At 56.2% G+C, this 20,313-nt stretch carries 17 protein-coding genes and 1 pseudogene; 11 read left to right on the top strand and 7 right to left on the bottom strand.

Annotated elements, in window-relative coordinates:
• Nucleotides 1-16: 16 nt before the first annotated feature.
• Nucleotides 17-487, bottom strand: a complete 471-nt coding sequence (locus tag GOV89_RS17690; RefSeq protein ID WP_171095376.1) for a tetratricopeptide repeat protein — start codon at nt 485-487, stop codon at nt 17-19.
• Between the two features lie 15 nt (nt 488-502).
• Here GOV89_RS17690 and GOV89_RS17685 point away from each other — a divergent pair, with 15 nt between their 5' ends.
• Nucleotides 503-1,771, top strand: a complete 1,269-nt coding sequence (locus GOV89_RS17685; RefSeq protein WP_171238742.1) for a cytochrome-c peroxidase — start codon at nt 503-505, stop codon at nt 1,769-1,771.
• On the opposite strand, the gene GOV89_RS17680 is transcribed toward GOV89_RS17685, so the two are convergent.
• Complete coding sequence (locus GOV89_RS17680) at nt 1,768-2,613, bottom strand: TauD/TfdA family dioxygenase (protein ID WP_171180580.1); 846 nt, start codon at nt 2,611-2,613, stop codon at nt 1,768-1,770. The genes GOV89_RS17685 and GOV89_RS17680 overlap by 4 nt on opposite strands.
• Nucleotides 2,614-2,728: 115 nt before the next feature.
• Nucleotides 2,729-3,358 carry a response regulator transcription factor gene (locus tag GOV89_RS17675; RefSeq protein ID WP_245223249.1) on the bottom strand — a complete coding sequence of 210 codons (630 nt, stop codon included), beginning with the start codon at nt 3,356-3,358 and terminating at the stop codon, nt 2,729-2,731.
• A 219-nt stretch (nt 3,359-3,577) separates the two neighbouring features.
• Here GOV89_RS17675 and GOV89_RS17670 point away from each other — a divergent pair, with 219 nt between their 5' ends.
• The 6 genes and pseudogenes from GOV89_RS17670 (at nt 3,578) to GOV89_RS17645 (ending at nt 9,346) form a co-directional block, all read left to right on the top strand.
• Nucleotides 3,578-4,819 (top strand): aminotransferase class V-fold PLP-dependent enzyme, encoded by a 1,242-nt coding sequence (locus GOV89_RS17670; RefSeq protein WP_171238741.1) that lies wholly within the window; start codon nt 3,578-3,580, stop codon nt 4,817-4,819.
• A gap of 28 nt (nt 4,820-4,847) precedes the next feature.
• On the top strand, nt 4,848-6,044 hold the full coding sequence (locus GOV89_RS17665) for a malate--CoA ligase subunit beta (protein ID WP_171180584.1): 1,197 nt from the start codon (nt 4,848-4,850) through the stop codon (nt 6,042-6,044).
• Nucleotides 6,044-6,931, top strand: a complete 888-nt coding sequence (gene sucD / locus GOV89_RS17660) for a succinate--CoA ligase subunit alpha (RefSeq protein ID WP_171180586.1) — start codon at nt 6,044-6,046, stop codon at nt 6,929-6,931. The genes GOV89_RS17665 and sucD overlap by 1 nt, the downstream gene beginning before the upstream one ends.
• Nucleotides 6,931-7,902 carry a D-glycerate dehydrogenase gene (locus GOV89_RS17655; protein ID WP_171180588.1) on the top strand — a complete coding sequence of 324 codons (972 nt, stop codon included), beginning with the start codon at nt 6,931-6,933 and terminating at the stop codon, nt 7,900-7,902. The genes sucD and GOV89_RS17655 overlap by 1 nt, the downstream gene beginning before the upstream one ends.
• A gap of 78 nt (nt 7,903-7,980) precedes the next feature.
• Nucleotides 7,981-8,226: pseudogene (glyA, locus tag GOV89_RS17650) on the top strand (serine hydroxymethyltransferase); the annotation flags it as partial.
• 142 nt (nt 8,227-8,368) lie between these two features.
• The gene (locus GOV89_RS17645) at nt 8,369-9,346 is read left to right on the top strand and encodes a CoA ester lyase (protein WP_171238740.1); all 978 of its coding nucleotides are present in this window, start codon (nt 8,369-8,371) and stop codon (nt 9,344-9,346) included.
• A gap of 85 nt (nt 9,347-9,431) precedes the next feature.
• On the opposite strand, the gene GOV89_RS17640 is transcribed toward GOV89_RS17645, so the two are convergent.
• The gene (locus GOV89_RS17640) at nt 9,432-9,908 is read right to left on the bottom strand and encodes an Lrp/AsnC family transcriptional regulator (RefSeq protein WP_371809149.1); all 477 of its coding nucleotides are present in this window, start codon (nt 9,906-9,908) and stop codon (nt 9,432-9,434) included.
• Nucleotides 9,909-10,018: 110 nt separating this feature from the next.
• On the opposite strand from GOV89_RS17640, the gene GOV89_RS17635 reads away from it, so the two are divergent.
• From GOV89_RS17635 to GOV89_RS23110, 3 genes are all read left to right on the top strand, one after another.
• The gene (locus GOV89_RS17635) at nt 10,019-11,005 is read left to right on the top strand and encodes a pyridoxal-phosphate dependent enzyme (RefSeq protein ID WP_348540117.1); all 987 of its coding nucleotides are present in this window, start codon (nt 10,019-10,021) and stop codon (nt 11,003-11,005) included.
• Nucleotides 10,998-12,122, top strand: coding sequence for an amidohydrolase (locus tag GOV89_RS17630; protein WP_171621402.1), 1,125 nt, complete (start codon nt 10,998-11,000; stop codon nt 12,120-12,122). Before GOV89_RS17635 ends, GOV89_RS17630 begins: the two co-directional genes overlap by 8 nt.
• A 65-nt stretch (nt 12,123-12,187) precedes the next feature.
• Nucleotides 12,188-12,583, top strand: coding sequence for a PfkB family carbohydrate kinase (locus tag GOV89_RS23110; RefSeq protein ID WP_371810115.1), 396 nt, complete (start codon nt 12,188-12,190; stop codon nt 12,581-12,583).
• Nucleotides 12,584-12,701: 118 nt separating this feature from the next.
• Here the strand turns inward: GOV89_RS23110 and GOV89_RS17620 are convergent, their stop codons facing one another.
• A complete protein-coding gene (locus GOV89_RS17620) occupies nt 12,702-14,720 on the bottom strand; it encodes an adenylate/guanylate cyclase domain-containing protein (RefSeq protein WP_171180596.1) in 2,019 nt (672 codons plus the stop codon).
• A gap of 293 nt (nt 14,721-15,013) precedes the next feature.
• Nucleotides 15,014-17,449, bottom strand: coding sequence for an FAD-dependent oxidoreductase (locus tag GOV89_RS17615; RefSeq protein ID WP_171238739.1), 2,436 nt, complete (start codon nt 17,447-17,449; stop codon nt 15,014-15,016).
• 190 nt (nt 17,450-17,639) lie between these two features.
• Here GOV89_RS17615 and GOV89_RS17610 point away from each other — a divergent pair, with 190 nt between their 5' ends.
• Nucleotides 17,640-19,163 (top strand): trimethylamine methyltransferase family protein, encoded by a 1,524-nt coding sequence (locus tag GOV89_RS17610; RefSeq protein ID WP_171180601.1) that lies wholly within the window; start codon nt 17,640-17,642, stop codon nt 19,161-19,163.
• A gap of 33 nt (nt 19,164-19,196) precedes the next feature.
• Here the strand turns inward: GOV89_RS17610 and GOV89_RS17605 are convergent, their stop codons facing one another.
• Nucleotides 19,197-20,171, bottom strand: coding sequence for a LysR family transcriptional regulator (locus GOV89_RS17605; RefSeq protein WP_171180603.1), 975 nt, complete (start codon nt 20,169-20,171; stop codon nt 19,197-19,199).
• Between the last annotated feature and the right edge of the window lie 142 nt (nt 20,172-20,313).

The raw sequence follows: 20,313 nt of genomic DNA, 5'->3' as shown, positions 1-20,313 counted from the left end.
CCTTAAGGCCCGGCCCTTACCGAAACGGGTACATCCACCCTTTGTAGTCGTTCACCAGAACATGCGCCCTTTCGATCTGCTCCGGCGACATTTTCTTGATTACTTCCTCAAGGCTGATCGCTGCGTCGGGATCGCCGCCAATCGCGCTGAGCGTGTACCACATGTAAGCCCTGACCAGATCAGGCGCGGGCATCCCAAGACCCAGCTCATAATACCAGCCAACCCCCGACTGGGCCCCCGGATGCCCCTTCATCGAGGCGCGCAGATACCATTCGAACGCGCGCTCATAGTCCCGTTCGACGCCCAGGCCCAGCCCGTACATCACGCCGATCAATTCCTCGGCCTCGGCATTGCCCGAGCGGGCGGCGGGCAGCAGTTCTTTGCGCGCGGCCTCAAACTCGCCGGCCTCCATCAAATCGCGCGCCTGTTCCAGTTCGGCGAGCGCCGGGCTGGCAAGCAGACAAAGGGCAAGTACAAACTGGCGCATGGGGTTGCTTTCCTCTTGGCCGGGAGCGCGGCGGCACAGGATGTGCCGCGCCCTCTGACAGATGATGATTTCCTGCCTTTTGATATGGAACAGGCCGCCATCGGTCATCAACTGTTTTACGACCCGATCCTGTCGGGCAATCAGAATATATCCTGCGCGCATTGCCATCATCCGGACTTCGGGACTTCAGATGGGCTGTCGCTTGGCATCGGGGAAGGCGGTGAAGGTCTGGGACCGGACCGTACTCCGGGCACCGGCGCAGACAGAATCCGAAAGCGTATCCCGCGTAACTCACTGGGGCTATGGAATCTCGGGGCGAAAGGTATCCACACGGTGTTTCACGATGGCCGCCTGAGCATCTCGGATGTTTATGAAAACGGGTTCAACTCACCCGCGCAGGAATGGTTGCCTGAAGGGTTGAACTCTTTGCTAGCCGCACAAGCGCTTTTTCCATTGACCGCACAGTTCGAAATGGCGGGAAATGTAGCCGAAAACCAAGTGACCGGGGCCGTCCACGATCGGATCGACAAAGGTTGGCCGATCCTTGCCAAACGCGTAAGAACCGATCCGTTTTACGGACCGGCGATGGTCGCGGCGTTCGGAGAAATCGAAACAACCGAGGACATTACAATCACGCAGGTCGCCAATGCCTTGGCAGCGTTCATGGCCATCGAATGGCGCAGCACGGACAGCCCATTCGACCAGTATCTGGCAGGGGACATGAATGCGTTATCAACCGTTCAAAAAGACGGGATGGATCTGTTCTATGGTAAGGCAAACTGTTCCGTGTGCCACGCGGGCCCGTTGATGTCCGATCAGGAATTCCACGCTTTGGCCATTCCGCCTTTTGGTCCGGGCCGAACCCGTCAATGGGATCCGTATGCGCGCGACGTTGGTCTTATGGGTGAAAGCAACCGGTTGGAAGATGCCTACAGGTTTCGCACCCCCATGTTGCGCAACGTTGCTTTGACGGCCCCTTACGGTCACAACGGGGCTTTCCCCGACCTTGAAAGCGTCATCCGCCATCATCTGAACCCTCAGGCAAGCTTTGATGCCTGGACGCCCGATATGGCCGGGTTGCCTCAGGTTCCGTGGTTGCACGACGCTGACTTTCTGGTTTGGGATGATCGACTGGAAATGGAACGCCAACGCAGCAAAACTGACATTGATCCGATTGAACTCTCGGAAGTGGAAATCCAGAATCTGATCGCTTTTATGGACGCTTTGACAGGTTCCAGTGTGGATGCACCGATTTTTGGCGTGCCCAGTGGATTTGTTCCTTAGCTGTCCTTGTTTTCAGCAGGGGTCGACAAAGCCACGCCTTCAACCGTGACCCGGTGCATCAGGCGTCGAAAACCGTGATAGTCGTTGATTGCCTTGTGCCATGTGGCTCTGTTGTCCCACATCGTTATGTCGCCCGCGCGCCAGCGCACGCGGCATTGGAACTCGGGTTGTTTGCAGTGTTCGTACAGCATCGCAAGAATTGCATCAGACTCGTCTTTGCTGAGCCCTTCGATATGCGTTGTGAAGACAGGGTTCACAAAAAGACCACGACGCCCGCTGAGTGGATGTGTGATGACAATGGGATGGTGCGCATCTTGTGTTGCGGCGTCTGCGTTGCCTAATCGACCGCTCTTGGCGGCTTCGCTGTCTTGTATGGCGGCACCAAAGACGTGACGTGAAGAATGCACAGCAGTCAGCCCGTCTAGAAACTGAAGCATTGGGGCCGAGAGTGCCTCATACGCGGCTGCCATAGACACAAACAGCGTGTCTCCTCCATAGGGCGGCATCTCAATCGCATGCAGGATTGATCCCATGGCTGGCGCTTCGTCATAGGAATGATCGGTGTGCCACCCTTCACCCACCGCTTCTTTCTGGCCCTTTTCTTTTAAGACCGTCGCAATCTCGGGATAGCCATTAACCGGTTTGAAGAAACGGTTGACGTTGATCGCGCCAAAGCTGCGAGCAAAGTTCAGATGGTCTTCAGGGGTGGCTGTTTGACCCCTTAGGACGATAACGGAATACTTGGCAAAGGCTTGGTGAATATCAGGAAATTGCCCGCTGTCTCGAATATCGGCGCCGTAGATTTCAGCGCCTAAGCCGCCGGTGAGTGGTGTGATGTCCATCGGGGTGCTCCTGCTTTTTCAAGATCAGGATAAAGGACGATTGGGCTTTGGAGAAACGGAATTAGCTAGTACTACGCCGTCGCGCATTCTGGACGGCAGCCCCCTGACCATAGCCCTAATCCAATGCGGATCTGGACGAATAGTAAAACGCAATGGCCTGAGTTCTGTTTTTCACGGCCAGCTTGTCATAGATATTGGACAGGTGAAATTTGACCGTGTTTGTCGAAATCTGCAGTTCTTTTGAAAGGTCCCGATTGGACATGCCTTGGGCCAAGGCTTCAAGAATGGCGCGTTCTTTGCGGGACAAGCTTTGGATAGGGTCCTGTTGCATTTTTCGAACGTCGATGAATGGAAAGACCATTTTGCCAGCCGCCACATCGGCGCAGGTTTCAAGCAAGCCTTCAACCTCGCCGGATCGCGCCGCAAAACCAGCGGCCCCGGCTTGCATGGCCAGCCGCGGCGTTTCGCTGGTCACATCCCCATACACCACAAACCGGGGTGCATTGGCCTGTTCTCGAAGAACCTCGATCAGCTTTGCCGCTCCGAGCACCGGGAGGTTCCAGTCGACCACCCCGACCTGAACCGGAACTCGCATGACGGTTCCCAGGAACCCTTCGGCGGTGGCTGACGTCGCCACCAACGAGAATCGCGGGTCGCGTTCAAAGATTTCAGACATGGCAGACAGAACCAGCGGATTGCCGTCTGCCAGCATGACATCAATAGGGGTACCTGGCGCGCCAATCATCTGTTTTTACCCAACTTTCGCAATTTACTACCCAAACGGGTAGGTGAAAACTCAGTATACCTTGGTATTTTTACCAATTCGGGTGGGAAATTCCCCATCCTTTTGGCCATCCTAAAGCAGTAGTAAGTTACGTTGCGTCATTGCGCAAGGCGGCGTTTTCTGTCCGGCAACGAAACACGACGGGTCCAAGAGCCCGACCAACGCCGAGGATGACAGACAATGACGTTTCAGATTTTCCCTCCTCTTGAGATCCCCGAGACTTTGGCCGCTGGCCCGGGACCGGGCAACACCGACGCCCGTGTCCTGCGCGCCTTCAGCAGCGCAGGCGTAGCGGATCACATGCAAGGTGACGTTCTGCGGGGCATGATCGAGTGCAAACACATGCTGCGGAAAATCTGGGGCACGTCCAACACGTATACTTTTGCGGTCGCAGGCACCGGTTGGAGCGCTCTGGACGCTATGTTCTCTGCCGTCATGCCTGGCGACAAGGTCGTGGCGTTTGCCAACGGGACATTCTCGGGTATCGACGCTCTGACCCTTCGGATCAAGGCAGCTACACCTCAAGAACACGCATCCAACCCGCTTGACCCACAAGCCGCCAGTGTCACCGTGATCGAGGTTCCGCACGGTCAGCCGGTGACAGGTGAACTGGTTGACGCTGCTTTGTCTGAGCACCAGCCCAAATGGGCTTTCATGGCGCATTGGGAAACCGGATCCGGGCGTGTCAATGATCTGCGCGGCTTTTCGGACGCCTGTGAACGCAATGGTGTCATGGGTCTGATCGACGCGGTGTCGTCGTTGGGTGCCGATGACTTTTCGATTGATGATTACCCCGGTGTCGCCGGGTGGGCGTCTTGCCCGCAAAAAGGTTTGTGCTGCCTGCCGCTGACTTATGCGCCAGTCAGCTTTACGGATGCTTATGTCGAAAGTTTGAAGGCGTCTGGCGCTTATTCTTATGTTCACAATCCGATCTTTGAAGCGCGCCATTGGGGCATTGTCGATGGGCAAGACGTAGAAAAAGGCACATACCACCGGACGCATTCGGGATACGCCGTTGCGGCGTTCCACGAAGCCCTGCGACTGACCCTGCAAGAAAGCCTGGCAAAGCGGGCCATGGCCTACCGCACCCATGAGAAGGTTCTGCGCGATGCGGTGATCGAAATGGGCTGCGAAGTGACATCGGACATGCCCAGCCTTGTTGTTCTGAACCTGCCACCGGAACTGGCGGGGCGAGAGATGGAGCTGGTCCAGAACTGCCGTGCACGGGGATTTGGCATCTGGCCGACTCTCAGCGCTCCGGTACAGGTGCGGATCGGAATCCTCAATCAGCTGAACCGGGACGCGGTCAGCCGGATCATACGCCTGTTTGCCGAAGCCCTTCGCGAGCTGGGCGGGGAGGTCGATCAGGATGCGATCGAGGCTTTACTTGAAAGCCGTTACGGCACTTCAATCGCGGCTTAACCACACTGCATGAACGGGAGGATTGCAGATGGATATTCATGAATACCAAGCGAAAGAACTTCTTTCCAATTTCGGGGTGGACGTCCCTGCTGGCGCGCTTGCCTACAGCCCGGAACAGGCGGCCTATCGGGCGCGCGAGCTGGGCGGTGACAAATGGATCGTCAAAGCGCAGGTCCACGCCGGTGGGCGCGGCAAGGCCGGAGGGGTCAAGCTGTGCAATACAGAGAACGAGATTTATCAGGCCTGCGATGACCTGTTTGGTCGTAAGCTGGTCACACATCAGACTGGTCCCGAAGGCAAAGGCATCTATCGTGTCTATGTCGAAGCGGCCGTGCCTATTGACCGCGAGATTTATCTGGGATTTGTTCTGGACCGATCCAGCCAGCGGGTGATGATTGTCGCCTCGTCAGAGGGTGGGATGGAAATCGAGGATATCTCGGCCGACCGTCCGGACAGCATCGTGCGATCCATTGTGGAGCCAGCGGTCGGGCTTCAGGAATTCCAAGCGCGTGAAATTGCGTTCAAGCTTGGTCTTGAACCCAAGCTGATCCAGCAGATGGTGCGCACACTGCAGGGGTGCTACGCCGCGTTCAGCGACTTGGACGCCACCATGGTTGAGATCAATCCGTTGGTCATCACCGGTGACGACCGGGTGCTGGCGCTGGATGCAAAGATGAGCTTTGACGACAACGCTCTGTTCCGCCACCCGCAGATTGCCGAGCTGCGCGACAAAAGCCAGGAAGACCCGCGCGAAAGTCGCGCGGCGGACCGGGGGCTGTCTTACGTGGGTTTGGAGGGAAACATCGGTTGCATCGTCAACGGTGCCGGTCTGGCAATGGCAACTATGGACACGATCAAGCTGGCCGGTGGTGAGCCCGCAAACTTCCTTGATATCGGTGGCGGTGCTTCGCCAGAACGGGTCGCCAAGGCGTTTCGGCTGGTTCTGTCGGACACCAATGTCCAGGCCATCCTCGTCAACATTTTCGCAGGCATCAACCGCTGCGATTGGGTGGCCGAGGGCGTCGTTCAGGCGCTGAAAGAATTGGATATCGACCTTCCGGTCGTTGTCCGGCTCGCTGGTACCAATGTCGAAGAGGGCCAGAAGATCCTTGCCAAGTCCGGGCTGCCGATCATCCGCGCCACAACACTGATGGAAGCAGCAGAACGCGCTGTAGGCGCATGGAAAAACGACCTTACCCAAGGCACCAAGATGAGGGCTGTGTAATGAGCATTCTTCTCGATCGCGACTCGCGTGTCATAGTACAGGGCATCACCGGCCGGATGGCGCGGTTTCACACCAAAGACATGCTGAAATATGGCACGAATGTCGTAGGCGGCGTCGTTCCCGGCAAGGGCGGCGAAACCGTCGAAGGCGTTCCGGTTTTTGACACCGTCAAACAAGCCGTTGAGGCGACCGGCGCGGATGCCAGCCTTGTATTTGTTCCTCCTCCGTTTGCCGCAGATTCGATCATGGAAGCAGCGGATGCCGGTATCCGGTACTGCGTTTGCATCACCGACGGTATCCCAGCGCAAGACATGATCCGGGTGAAACGCTACATGTACCGCTACCCCAAAGACAAACGTATGGTTCTGACCGGTCCGAACTGCGCGGGCACGATTTCGCCCGGTAAAGCTTTGCTGGGGATCATGCCGGGTCACATCTACCTTCCGGGGCATGTGGGGATTATCGGACGCTCGGGCACGCTGGGCTATGAGGCCGCAGCGCAGCTGAAAGAACGCGGAATTGGTGTATCGACCAGCGTCGGGATCGGGGGCGATCCCATCAACGGGTCTTCGTTCAAGGACATCCTTCAACGGTTCGAAGAAGACGAAGACACCCATGTCATCGCCATGATTGGTGAGATTGGCGGCCCGCAGGAAGCCGAGGCGGCAGAGTACATCCGTGACCACATCACCAAACCTGTGATCGCCTACGTTGCAGGTCTGACCGCTCCGAAAGGGCGGACCATGGGCCACGCGGGTGCGATCATCTCGGCCTTTGGCGAAAGCGCTAGCGAGAAGGTTGAAATCCTGTCTGCCGCTGGTGTGACCGTGGCGGAAAACCCTGCCGTAATTGGTGAAACAATTGCGCGTGTGATGGAGGCTGCGTGATGGTCAAACCTTCGGTTCTTGTGACCCGTCGCTGGCCTGCTGCCGTTGAGGCGCAGTTGGCCGAGAACTATAACACCGTGCTGAACACCGGGGACAAACCTTTGTCCCCGTCCGAAATCCGGCAGGCGTTGAAATCCTATGACGCGGTCTTGCCAACGGTAACCGACACGCTCAGCGCCGAGGCGCTGGACGTATCTGGTGCGCAGACAAAAATCCTTGCCAATTATGGAGTGGGCTACAGCCACATCTGTGAGCCGTCCGCCCGCGAGCTGGGTATGACCGTGACGAACACGCCTGATATTCTGTCAGAATGCACCGCAGATATCGCCATGACCCTGCTGCTGATGGTGGCGCGTCGGGCGGGCGAGGGTGAACGCGAGCTGCGTTCCGGCAACTGGACCGGTTGGCGGCCCACGCATCTGGTGGGGACCAAGGTCAGCGGTAAGACGCTTGGCATCATCGGCTACGGGCGCATCGGTCAGGAAATGGCCCGCCGTGCGCATCACGGCTTTGGCATGGACGTGCTGGTCTATAATCGTAGCCCGGTGGACCCGGCTGTATTGGCGCGGTGCAAAGCTACTCAGGTTGGGTCGATTGATGAGTTGTTGCCGCAATGCGATTTCGTCTCACTTCATTGCCCCGGCGGGGCTGCGAACCGCCACCTGATAAATGCGCGCAGGCTGGACCTTATGAAACCCGACGCGTTCCTGATCAATACGGCGCGTGGTGAAGTCATCGACGAACGGGCGCTGGTTCAATCGCTGGCTTTCGACATGATCGGCGGTGCAGCACTGGATGTGTTCGATGGTGAACCCCGTATCTGTGCGGATCTTCTGCAATGCGACAACCTTGTGATGCTGCCGCATCTGGGCAGCGCCACGCGCGAGGCACGCGAGGCGATGGGGTTCCGTGTACTCGATAACCTGCGCGATTTCTTCGAAGGCCGAGAGCCACGCGATCGGGTGATCTGACCTGCCAGCGCGCCTGAGGCTAATTGCCGATGCGGCCCACGGTGGCCGCGTCGCCGCCATCCACCGGAGGATTTACTTTTGAATGCACCGCAACGTGCCGATGGATTTTTCACCCAATCCCTGTCTGACCGCAACCCTGAGCTTTTTGGCTCGATCACATCTGAACTGGGCCGTCAGCGCGACGAGATCGAGCTGATTGCCTCTGAGAACATCGTCTCTGCCGCCGTGATGGAGGCGCAGGGCTCGGTCATGACCAACAAATACGCCGAAGGCTATTCCGGTCGGCGCTATTATGGCGGTAGCCAGTTCGTCTTCATCGCCGATTGGTTCATCGAAATGGTCGACGGTCTGGCCGCGAATGGTGAAGACGGCAACGGCGCTGTCGAAGCCAAGGTCAAAGCCGAAGTCGCAGAGCTTTGCGCACGATTCCCGATCCATGCGAACTAGTAAGAAGAAGGACCAAAACATGAGCTTTCACCCCATTGAACAAGCCCCAGCGCGTCTGAACCGCAGCGAGCTTGCCGTTCCCGGTAGCCAGCCCGAAATGTTTGAAAAGGCGGCAAAATCGGATGTGGATGTCATCTTCCTTGATCTGGAAGATGCTGTCGCGCCTGACGAAAAGGAACAGGCGCGCAAGAATATCATTCAGGCGCTGAATGACATCGATTGGGGCAACAAGACCATGTCGGTGCGCATCAACGGGCTGGACACCCATTACATGTATCGCGACGTGGTGGATGTTGTTGAACAGGCTGGCACGCGGCTGGATCTGATCATGATCCCCAAGGTCGGAACAGCTGCTGACGTCTATGCCGTGGATATGCTGGTCACGCAAATCGAGGACGCCAAGGGCTATGGCAAGCGCATCGGGTTCGAGCACATTATCGAAACTGCGCTGGGCATGCAAAATGTCAGCGAGATCGCCGCTGCCTCGCAGCGCAACGAAAGTCTTCACTTTGGTGTCGCCGATTATGCGGCGTCGACACGTGCGCGGACAACCATCATCGGTGGTGTGAACCCCGATTATTCAGTTCTGACGGATGCGGATCCCGATGGAGGCCGTATGACACATTGGGGCGACATGTGGCACTACGCGCTTGCGCGCATGGTCGTGGCCGCACGCGCCAACGGGCTGCGGCCCATCGACGGTCCATTCGGGGATTTCCAGGACCCTGACGGCTATAAAGCTGCCGCCAAGCGCGCCGCTGTTTTGGGCTGCGAAGGGAAATGGGCAATCCACCCCAGCCAGATTGCTTTGGCAAACGAAGTTATGTCGCCGTCCGACGCCGAAGTGACCAAGGCGCAGCGCATTCTTGTCGCCATGGCCGAGGCGGAAGCGGATGGGAAAGGTGCTGTTTCTCTGGATGGTCGGTTGATCGACTATGCCTCGATCCGCCAAGCGGAAGTGCTGGTTGAGAAAGCAAGCCAGATTGCCGCAGCTTAAGAGCGATTAGGCAAAGGCCAGAACAGTTGCCCAAACGAAAAATCTGGTCTTTGCCACTTCGATGAAGCGAGAATGGGGCGCTTCATCAGTCCATGCCATTGTCTTTGACAGGAATGCCCAAGCCAACTTTCTTGCGTCCCATCACAACTGACGTTCGAAACCGGCGAACGTTTGAATTGTCGAAAAACAACTTTTTGGTCAGCTCTTCAAAATCATCCATATCACGCGCCGCACAGATCAGGCAGAAGTCCGCATCACCTGTGATGTAATAGCACTGTTGCACCCTTGGCTCTGCCTGCGCCTGCCGCGAAAAAGCGTCGATCTGATCCTGGCGTTCGCGTTCTAATTCGACCATGACAACGAAGCTCATTGCAACGCCCAGTTTTTTCGGGTCGACAATTGCCACTTCCGAGTGAATAGCACCAGAAGCTCTGAGCGCCTTCAGACGCCTTTGAACGGATGCGACCGATAAGCCTGTTTCGGATGCAAGCGCCTCCAGCCCCATTTTGGCATCACGTTGCATCAGGTGCAGCAGGCTGCGGTCAAATTGGTCGAGTTTCACAAAGATTTCCTTGATGTGAAAAAGTTTCCCGGAAAATCGGCAAATGTGACCATAATAGATCGCAGCTTGTGCGTAAAACTCTGATCATGGAACACAGTAAGAAACTTGATGTGGCAAAGCCGCTGGCGTTGCTGGCGGAATGTCCAGCTTATAAACCAAGCCCGTTAGAAACCCGCAGTTTCCAATGGCGAACGATCCTGATCAAAGATGAAACCAACAGGATGGGCCTGGGCGCGTTCAAAGCTCTGGGCGGTGTTTACGCTGTTGCCAAGCTGATCGAAGCGCGTGTTGGTCGTTCTTTGACACCCAGCGCCTTTCTGAGCGATCCCGTAAAGGATGTGGCGCGATCGATGACTTTTGTGTGCGCCAGCGCAGGCAATCACGGCATGGCCGTGGCCGCTGGCGCGCAGCTCTTTGGTGCAACGGCGCGCATTTATCTTGCCGAAACAGTCCCCGAAGAGTTTGCTGTTCGTCTTCGGGCGAAAGGCGCAGATGTTGTTCGATCCGGCAGTGACTATGAGGCAAGCGTGGCCGCAGCCGTCGCTGACGCCGAAGCAACCGGTGCCATTCACCTCGCCGATGGGTCGTGGCCGGGATATACCGAGCCTCCGCGATTGGTGATGGAGGGTTATACTGTCATTGCTGAAGAAATGCGCAACGATTTAGAAGTGTCCGCAAATTGGCCGAGCCACGTGTACCTGCAGGCGGGCGTTGGTGGGCTGGCCGCGGGCATTGCCTATATGATCCGGTCGAACTGGCCGGTGCAGCCAAAGATCACAGTGGTTGAACCAGATGCTGCACCCTGTCTGAAGGAAAGCGCCCGAGCCGGAGAAATCCTTACGGTTGAAGGGCCCGTTTCAAATATGGGGCGTTTGGATTGCAAAACGCCATCCATGTTGGCTTTGGATATCTTAAAGCGCTGTGCAGACGATTGGGTTACAATCAGTGACCAACAGGCTCAGAACGCAGTAAACAGCGCCTTTGATTTGGGTTTCTCGACCACGCCATCCGGAGCGGCTGGGCTTGCCGCCTGCCTTGAGGGCGACGATGATTTGCCATTGGTCATCTTGTCCGAAGGGGGCGTTTCTGATGCTTGATCTTGTTGCGTTTCGTCGTGATCTTCATGCCCATCCAGAAACCGGGTTCGACCTTGACCGGACCCCCAATTTGATCGCGGCCGAGTTGGAGCGCGCTGGGCTTGAGGTCACCCGAGGCGTGGGTCGGACCGGGGTTGTTGCCACTTTGCGCCGTGGTCCTGATGAGACCGCAATCGGGTTTCGCGCCGATATGGACGCGCTGCCGATTCACGAGATGACCAATTTGCCCTACCGGTCAAAAACAGAGGGCAAGTTTCACGGCTGCGGTCATGACGGGCATAGCACGATGCTGCTTGGTGCTGCCTTGGCCCTTGCTGCGGACACATCGTTGGACAGGACCGTTCACTTTGTTTTCCAGCCGGATGAAGAGAACGGAAATGGGGCCGCTGCGATGATTGCTGACGGTTTGTTCGAACGCTTTCCTATGACCGCAGTTTTTGGGCTTCACAATATGCCGGGAATGGAGCTGGGCCACTTCGCCACTCAGGCAGGACCTTTCTGTGCATTCGAGGATAATTTTGAAATCCGCCTTAAGGGGCAGGGGGGTCACGCGTCCATGCCAGAGAAGGGCGTTGATCCGATCGTGACGGGATCTGCGATTGTATTGCACTTGCAGTCGATTGTATCGCGCTCGCTTCCTCCCGGCGAACATGGTGTGGTTTCAGTTACTGAGTTCCTGACAGACGGCGCGCGCAATATCCTGCCGAGTAATGTGACCTTGCGTGGGGATTGCCGGGGGTTTTCCAAAGACGTCTCAGACAACATTCAGCGCAGAATGCGCGCCATCGTTGATGGTGTGTGTGCTGCGCAAGAGGTGGCGGCGGAGGTCGATTATTCAACGTCGTTCCAGCCTTTGGTAAATGATACCCGGGCCACCGAGGTAATCTTGGGCGCAGCTCGCGATGTTGGTTCTGTTGACGCTGAATACGGTCGGGTGGGTTTCTCGGAGGATTTTGCCGAGTTTCTGGCGCACCGACCGGGCGCGTTCATTCTGATGGGAAACGGGTTGGACGGGAACAACGCCATGCCGCTTCACAACCCGTCATATGATTTCAACGATGACGCGATCCGACATGGAATTGCGTTCTGGACCAACCTTGCGCAACGCGGTTTTTGAGCCTGACGCAGTGGCCCTTCTGGTGATCCTTTGTCGGTTTTGTTTTGAAGTTCAGAGAATGACATATCAGGTCAGACACGTTTGGAAACTCGCTCATTGACCTTTGGACAGCAGAAGGCATCAATACGTCGACTGTTCGCCAGGTCTCGGATGCGCACATTGGTGCTTACTTTGTAACGCATGGCACGAATGATCGTGAGTTCACCTATTTCCGTGCAGTTTCCTCCAGCAGCCGTATGGGTCCAGACGATCTGCCGGTGACGGCGCTGCGGTCGGTGAAGGTTTTACATGTGTCTGGAATCAGCCAAGCTATTTCAAACACCGCTGCTGATGCCGTTTCCGGTAGTGTGTCGGTCAGAGGATGTTCAGACAAAGCACCTGGCGCACCAATAGCCAAAACCCGTGTTTCAGGTTGGCGATCTCCCCACGTACCGTGCCGTGCGATAGAATTGGTGGCATGAGCACTTGCGTCTTATCGCGAACTGTCGCTTTCACAAAGTTCCTTTACTTCCGGTTTTGAAGTCCGAAAAGCCCGATCCACGGTTGTGATGCCGGCGAAAACTAATGCGTATGCCCGGGTTAAGAGAGGCCAGATTGCTGCATAGTTGCGCGTTGGATCATTGATCGCGATGCCATGTCGCCGCCACGCAAGGTGTCGGCGGTTTGAAACGCATGGATTGCCTCGGTGAAACGTTTGGCCCTGAAATGGGACAAGCCGTCTTCGTACGCTTCGATCCAGTCGTGTGATCCTTCGAAATTGTCGGCCATCGCGATCAACTCAAACACAACAAGAGCTTCAGACCGGCCTTGTATCTCAACCGTCTCCAGCTCACGCACGACGATGGCATCGCCCGCCTCGCGCCGTGTTTCCGGGCCGATAATGATTGCAGTGCCGTAAGTTTTGTTGACCCCTTCCAGACGGCTGGCGACATTCACAACATCACCGATTGCGGTATAGTTCAACCGTTGCTCGGACCCGATATTTCCGACCAGAGCCTCGCCGCTGTTTAGCCCGATGCGAACATGAAGCGCGCTGTCGGTCTGGCTCTGCAGGCTGGAATTCTCGACCACGTCCACCAGCTCCAGCGCGGCACGGCAGGCGTGTTCGGCGTGTTTTGGGTTCTGCTTTGGTGCGCCCCAGAAGGCCATCACCGCGTCGCCAATAAATTTGTCGATCGTCCCGTCGTGGCGTTCTATTGTCGATGAGGCGGCGCTGAAAAAGGGCGCCATCAGTTCAACGATTTTGGGGCCGTGTTTTTCGGTCAGTCCCGTGAACCCGGACACATCGCAAAATAAAACGGAGATCTGTTTTGGCTCACCGCCCGGCTGGGTCTTGATGCCTTCCGCCACAAGCATCCTGACCAGATCGGTCGGTACGTATTTGCGGAAGGCCGACAAACCCACAGCCATGCTGGCGGTCGCGGCGGACAGGTTTTCAAGCTCTTTCAGGCGCGAGGGCCTGCGCGAGACCTGTTCAACGTCAAATTGTTCGATTCGGCTGAGGTCTTCGGCTACACGTGAAAGTGGGTTCGCGACGACGTGGCGCACAAACCAGATCGCCAGACCAATCGCGACAACAACGACGCCAAGCAAGATGTAAACCAGATTGATCAGAGTTTTGTCGATCCCCGACAGGAACGCGGATTCCGGAATCACTGTGGCTACCCGCCAGCCGTAGAATCCAAGAGGTGTCAGCGCCACCGCATAGGGCACATCCTCATAGATGATCCGTTTCGTCACAGGGCCTGGTGTTTTGTTGTCCGCGTCGGCCATCAGCCTTTCACCCGAGATTTTGGCAACCTCGTATAGTTCCCCCTCTCCCATTCGGGCTGGCGTGATTTCGTCGGCTTCGGGATCCGGTACCGCAATGACTTTGCCGTCGGCGTTGATGATAAAGGCCGCACCAAACTCACCAGGACGTAGTGAGCCCAGAAAGCGTGACAGGCGATCCGTATCAATCGCAACAGTCAACACGCCCTGTCGTTGTCGGCGTACGTCGATGGGCCCGGAAAAGGCATATAATGTTTTGTCGCTGCCGGGCAGATCCCGAACCTCGATCCAATCCGGTTTGCTGCGGCTTATGAAGTTGCTGTACCAAGCGTGTTCACGTGGGTCGTATTCGGTTTCTGTAAAGCTCCGTTCTTCGAACTGAATGTCACCGGGAATGAAAATATACCGATCCTTCCGCAGCATTCGGTTACGGATATTCTTGTCGATTTCCATCATCTCCAGCCCGCTGTCACCCAGCCGGTGGGCAGCAAAAAAGTTGCCATCGGGCCAGCCAAAGGTAAGCCACGAGATATTGGGCTGCGCTTGCAGCTGCGAAAGGAACACGAACTCGCGTTTGTCGGCCTGACGTGTCTGGATGACATCCTGGATGAAAATCGTGCGGACAGCGGCCCATGCGGCCTCGGCAGATCTGAGAGTTAGCCCAAGCTCGATGCGCACGGTGTTGGCAATCTGGCTGTTGATTTCAGCCGACAGCATGCGGCTGTTTTCGCGGGCTGTTGTCCACCACAGGGAATGCACCACAAAAGTTGACACGCCAATCGACAGGGCAACAAGTATAGATACGGCGATCCCTACGCTGACACGCATTCTAGCTCCACAACAGCCCATGGCGGCAGACGGTTCAATTGCTATGCCAAAGGGTCAAATTCAGCTTAGTGTCTGCCCCCTTCGGTTTCCAGACGGTTGAGCAGGATATGCCAACTTGTTTACTTGCCGTTGAATAGTTTGAGTGGTTTTCGACCTCTTTGGTTTTTAAGGGGGGGCAGGCAGGCACTTGCCGCAGGCTTTCCACGGTTTCAGGGGTTTGCTGGGCTTGCACCTCAGCCGGAACAGGACCTGCTATGGCAAGAAAGAAGACGCGAAGAAGGCTTTAAACATCCTCAACTGCGCATGAGCGAGAAATCCGGATCATAGGGTGAAAAAGGTATAACTTCTGCCGCGACCATATCTCCGCACATGTCCAAGTTCATTGTGGTGCCTGGACTGGTCAACTCGGGGGTTACGAAGGCGTAAGCCAGGTTCATCCCGACGCGATGACCCCAATCTCCGGATGTGATGGTGCCAACAACTGTGTCGCCCTCCATCAGCGATGCGCCGCCGTGGGCCGGGGCGTGTATGGCGTCGATCTTCAGCGTCACCAACGATCTTTTTGGGCCGCTGGCCTTGCGTTTCAGCAGCGCGTCTTTGCCAACAAACTGGCCTTTGTCCAAATTGACAAAGCGATCCAGCGCTGTCTCAAACGGGTCGAACTCGGTCAGCAGATCGGCTTTCCAGTGCAAAAAACCTTTCTCCATACGCATAGATTCAACCGCACGCGCGCCGAACAGTTTCAAACCATGCCTCTCACCGGCTGAACGTAGTGTAAGATAAGCGGCATAAAGCGAGGCATTTGGGACGTGGATTTCATAAGCGTGCTCGCCCGAAAAGCTGATGCCCATGACGGTGGCCGGGGCAAAGCCAATGAAGGTTTCGCGAACCGAGAGCCACGGGAAGGCCTCTTTCGACCAATCTCCACGCGCGCAGGCGGACAGGACGTTACGCGCGTTGGGGCCTGCCAGAACAAGGATCGTCTGGTCATTGGTCATCGACCGGATTTGCACATCCTCGTCCGCGCGCAGATGCTGGGACAGCCAATCCATATCGTGGTATTCACTTGCAGCTGCCGATCCATACCAGACGCGGTCTGGCCCACGATCGCTGGCTGGAATGTTGGCGATTGTGGCCTCGCCCTTGATCATGCCCTGATGGTTCAAAAGATAGCCCAGACCGACACGGCCTGAACGCCTGGTGACGTTGCCACAGAACAACCGGTCAAGAAATGAATGGCGATCAGGCCCGGTGATTTCCAGCCGGTTAAATCCATTCACTTCGCACAGACCGACATTCTCCTGCACGTTCTTAACTTCGCTTGCAACGACGTTGAAGGCTTCGTCAAAATTGAAGGTGAGGCTGGGATGAAAATCGGGCGACGGTTTGATGTAATCCACCCGTTCCCATCCGTTCACCACAGTAAACTCGGCGCCTTCCGCTGCCAGAATTGGCGTCAGCGGCGTCGTTTTGGCGGGGCGACCTGCGGGTCGGTGTTCGTGTGGGAAATGGAAACGGAATTCATTCTGATAGTCCTCGATGGCCTTAAGCGAGGTCAGTTCTACATTGGCATGTCCGGTGAAGCGGCGCGGATCGAGACACCAGGTGTCGTAACACGCCTCGCCATGCACGATTTGTTGCGCCAGCAGCCAACCGTGCCCGCCGCCTTCGCCAAGACCGGCACGCAAGCCGATAATGCAGAAAGCATTGCGCTTGCTCGGTATCGGCCCAACCAACGGTGCACCGTCGATTGTATAGGTGATCGGGCCGTTCACGACCGATCGAATGCCTGTTTCACGCAAGGCGGGCATCCGCTCGAACGCGCCTTCCAGCACATCCATGACCCGATCCAGATCATCCGGGCAGAGCGCATTAACAAAGTTTGGATCGATACCGTCCATGCCCCAGGGCTTGCAGTCCTGTTCATAAAATCCCACCAGCAGTCCGCCTTTTTCCTGACGGCTGTAGTAGTCGCTGATTGGGCATCGTAGCAGCGGCATCCGGTGTCCGGCCTCTACAATGCCGGGGATGTCTTCGGTCAGGAAGTACTGATGCTCCATCGAGGCGACGGGGTGATGGACACCCATCATCGCACCCACTTCGTTGACACGGTAACCACAAGCATTGACGACGATGTCGCAGTCGATGTCGCCTTGTTCAGTGTGAACGGTCCAAGTGTCGTCTTTGTGCTGAGACAGGGCGGTTACAGGTGTATTGCGATAGACTTCAGCCCCCGCTTTGCGCGCGTGATAGGCCAGAGCCTGACATAGTTGCGCAGGATCAATATCGCCGTCCAGCGGATCCCATAGTCCACCAAGCAGGTTGGTGGTTGAGATCAGAGGATGACGGCGGGCGCATTCTTCGGCGTCGATAACCTCGAATTCCACCCCCATGCCCCGCGCCATTGACGCAAAATGGCGATAGCCCTGCATTTGCGCTTCGGTATTAGCCAACCGGATACCGCCATCGGCGTGGTGATAGTTGATTGGGTATTCCGGGTTTTCAGACAGATTCTTGTACAGATTAATCGAATGCGTTTTCAGGCCGACCATGGTTTGGTTCATACCAAAGTTGGTCACCTGCGCCGCTGAATGCCAGGTTGTGCCACTAGTCAGCTCGTTGCGCTCGACCAGAACGACGTCGCTCCAGCCTTCCTGGGTCAGATGGTAAAGCGTGGAACAGCCCGCAATGCCACCCCCAATGACAACAACCTTGGTACGGGATTTCATGTGACGCGTGCCTCCGACAAATCGTTTGCGGAGATAGGCCCGTATATTGGTGCAAGTCGCAATATGGCGCAGTTTTTTTCATAACATATCGAACTTTAACTTCGATTGTTTCGCATTAAGTGCAAGGTTGTTGAATTGTCGAAGTTTAAGCCTCTTCTTTCCCGCTTAAAACACGGTCGAAGGAGCAAGCATGGCAGGGCATCGCGTAAAGCGAGGGGGTCGACGCGAGCGGATGGCTCAACGTGCGTCAAAGCCCGCGATTGATCCTTGTCCGCCGGGACAAATCGGCGGCGTCTACAAGCCGCTGAGTGACACAGACCTTCACCGGATTTTCGACACAGCTTTGGATCTTCTGGAAAAGCTCGGTTTGGGCGAGGTGCCTGAGCGCCTGCACGCTGATCTTCTGGCGGTGGGTGCGATCGACAATGGCGAAGGGCGCGTGTTGTTTCCACCGGCTTTGGTGAATGAAGCCATCGACCAAGCGGCCAAGACTTTTACGCTTCATGGCAGGGATCCTGCGCGGTCAATTGAGGTCGGCGGTAACAAGGTCTATTTCGGTACAGGTGGAGCCGCTGTGCAGACACTGGACTTGGACAGCGGTACTTATCGGCCTTCAACTCTGAACGACTTGCACAACTTTACCCGGCTTCAGGACACGCTTGCCAATGTCAGTTGGTACACGCGATGTTGTGTTGCCACTGATGTGCCCGAAAATTTCGATCTGGACGTCAACACCGCATTTGCGTTGATCAAGAACACAACCAAACCAACGGCAACATCGTTCACGCTGGCCGAGTATGTGGCCCCAATTGTCGAGATGCTGGACATTGCAGCTGGCGGCCCGGGCGAGTTTTCCAAGCGACCATTTATGAAGGCACATATCAGCCCGATGATCTCACCCATGCGCTACGGTGAGGATGCGGTGGATGTGGTTTATGAATGCATTCGACACAATATCCCGATTTCTTGTATTACCGCGGCACAGGCGGGGGCGACTGCACCGGCCACGCTGGCCGGGTTCCTGGCGCAATCGCTTGCAGAGACGCTGGCCAGCCTGCTTATGGTGCATGCAATCCGGCCAGGATTTCCAATGGTATTCTCCAACTGGCCGCTGGTCATCGACCTGCGCACTGGCGCATTCTCAGGCGGCAGTGGCGAAACGGCGGTGCTGAATGCCGCATCAGCTCAGTTGTCGAATTGGCTGGGCCTGCCCTCGGGCATTGCGTGTTCGATGACCGATGCTAAGGCCATTGATGCCCAGTATGGTATGGAGAAAGGCCTGACCTCGATGGCGGCTGCCTTGGCCGGAGGCAATCTGATTTATGAAAGCTCAGGCATGACCGCCTCATTATTGGGGGCCAGTTTCGAAGCGTTTGTTCTGGATGACGAAATGCACTCGAACACGTACCGCGCATTGCGGGGGATCGAGGTGAGTGATGAAAACCTTGGGTTCGATGCGATCTGCGATGCGGTTCTGGGCGATGGCCATTTTCTAGGCGGTCAACACACCTATGCTGCGATGGAGCGGGACTATTTCTATCCGTCACTTGCCGACCGTGATGAGCCGCGCACATGGGCAGAAAACGGGGCTCAGGATGCATGGGCACGTGCCCGGATCCGAGCGCGGGAAATCCTGACGGTACACAACCCACACTATCTGACACCCGAGCAAGAGCGTGAAATTCGCGATCGGTTCAATATTTTGCACCCGTAGCACTTGGGCATTATCTGACAATGAGCAATTCAGTCAGCTGAGAAGTCGGAAGCTTTCGGCCAGCCAGGGCTTGCTCTGGGTTTGATGAGAGATAGCGTGCTCGGTGATCAGATTGCGCATCTTCTGGTCGACCAGTTCAAGCAGCGATCTGGAACAATCCGGTGTTGCGACGATGGCCAATGTGCGCGCGAAACTCTTACCGGGAAAACGATGCATGCTTAGGCTATTTTGAAACCGTTTGGCGCGGGAAAACAACAAAGGCGTCGTAATGGTCCATCCGGCACCCGCCGCGACCATTGCCATCAGTGTTTGATTGTTGCTGCATTCGAAGTTCGAAACAGAAGACAGACCGAGGCGGCGCATCTGCGACTCAATTTGCCGGGCAATGATCAGGTTGCTTGAGAATTTCAGAAAAGGCAGGGTACTGCGGCCGTCCACGATGTCTTCCACTGGGTCCTCGCACGTTCGTGGTAAGACCACAACAAACGGATCGCGCAGCAGAGGCCGCTCCTGCAGGTCACGCGCACGTTCAGTCGGAGATGTCGTGATCCCCAGATCAAGGTGCCTGTTGCGCAGCATTTCTATGATCGTGTGACTCGAGTCCGTTTGATACATGAAATTGCAACTTGGCATGTACTGCGACAGGAAAACGGCCAGTTCGGGCATGATGTCGCTGTCGAAATCTTCAATTGACCCAACCCGCAGCAAACTTGCCTCGGCTATGCTTCCGGCAGACGCCTCGGCCTTGGCCTTGCGAATGGCGAACAGGGCTTCGTCAATATTGCGCAGAAACACCTCTCCTTTAGGTGTCAGAACCATGGGCCTGCGAGAGTGGTTGAAGAGCTCGACCCCCAGATGATCTTCGAGATTGCGCAGGTGATGCGAGACCGTGCTGATGGTCAATCCCGTTTGTTTTGCGGTTGCCTGAAGCGATCCCTGGTGTGCGCAAATCTGGAAAAGTTCCAACCATTTGAGACTGAGATCTTTGGCGGCTGATTGGCGGGGCATATCGGTCTTTCCGGCATGTTTGAAAAAAGTGGCCTATTGTTTCGAAAGTATACAAGTTTTGTTACCATTTTTCGCAGCAATTCGATGATCTTTGGCCAACGGAAAACTCAGCAACCCATTTCACGACAGCCGACTTGGTTTT

Origin of the sequence: Ruegeria sp. HKCCA5763, from assembly GCF_013034545.1 — a bacterium.
GTDB lineage: Bacteria > Pseudomonadota > Alphaproteobacteria > Rhodobacterales > Rhodobacteraceae > Ruegeria.
The sequence above is the reverse complement of the archived record's forward strand: the minus strand, read 5'-3'. Positions and strand labels throughout refer to the sequence as shown.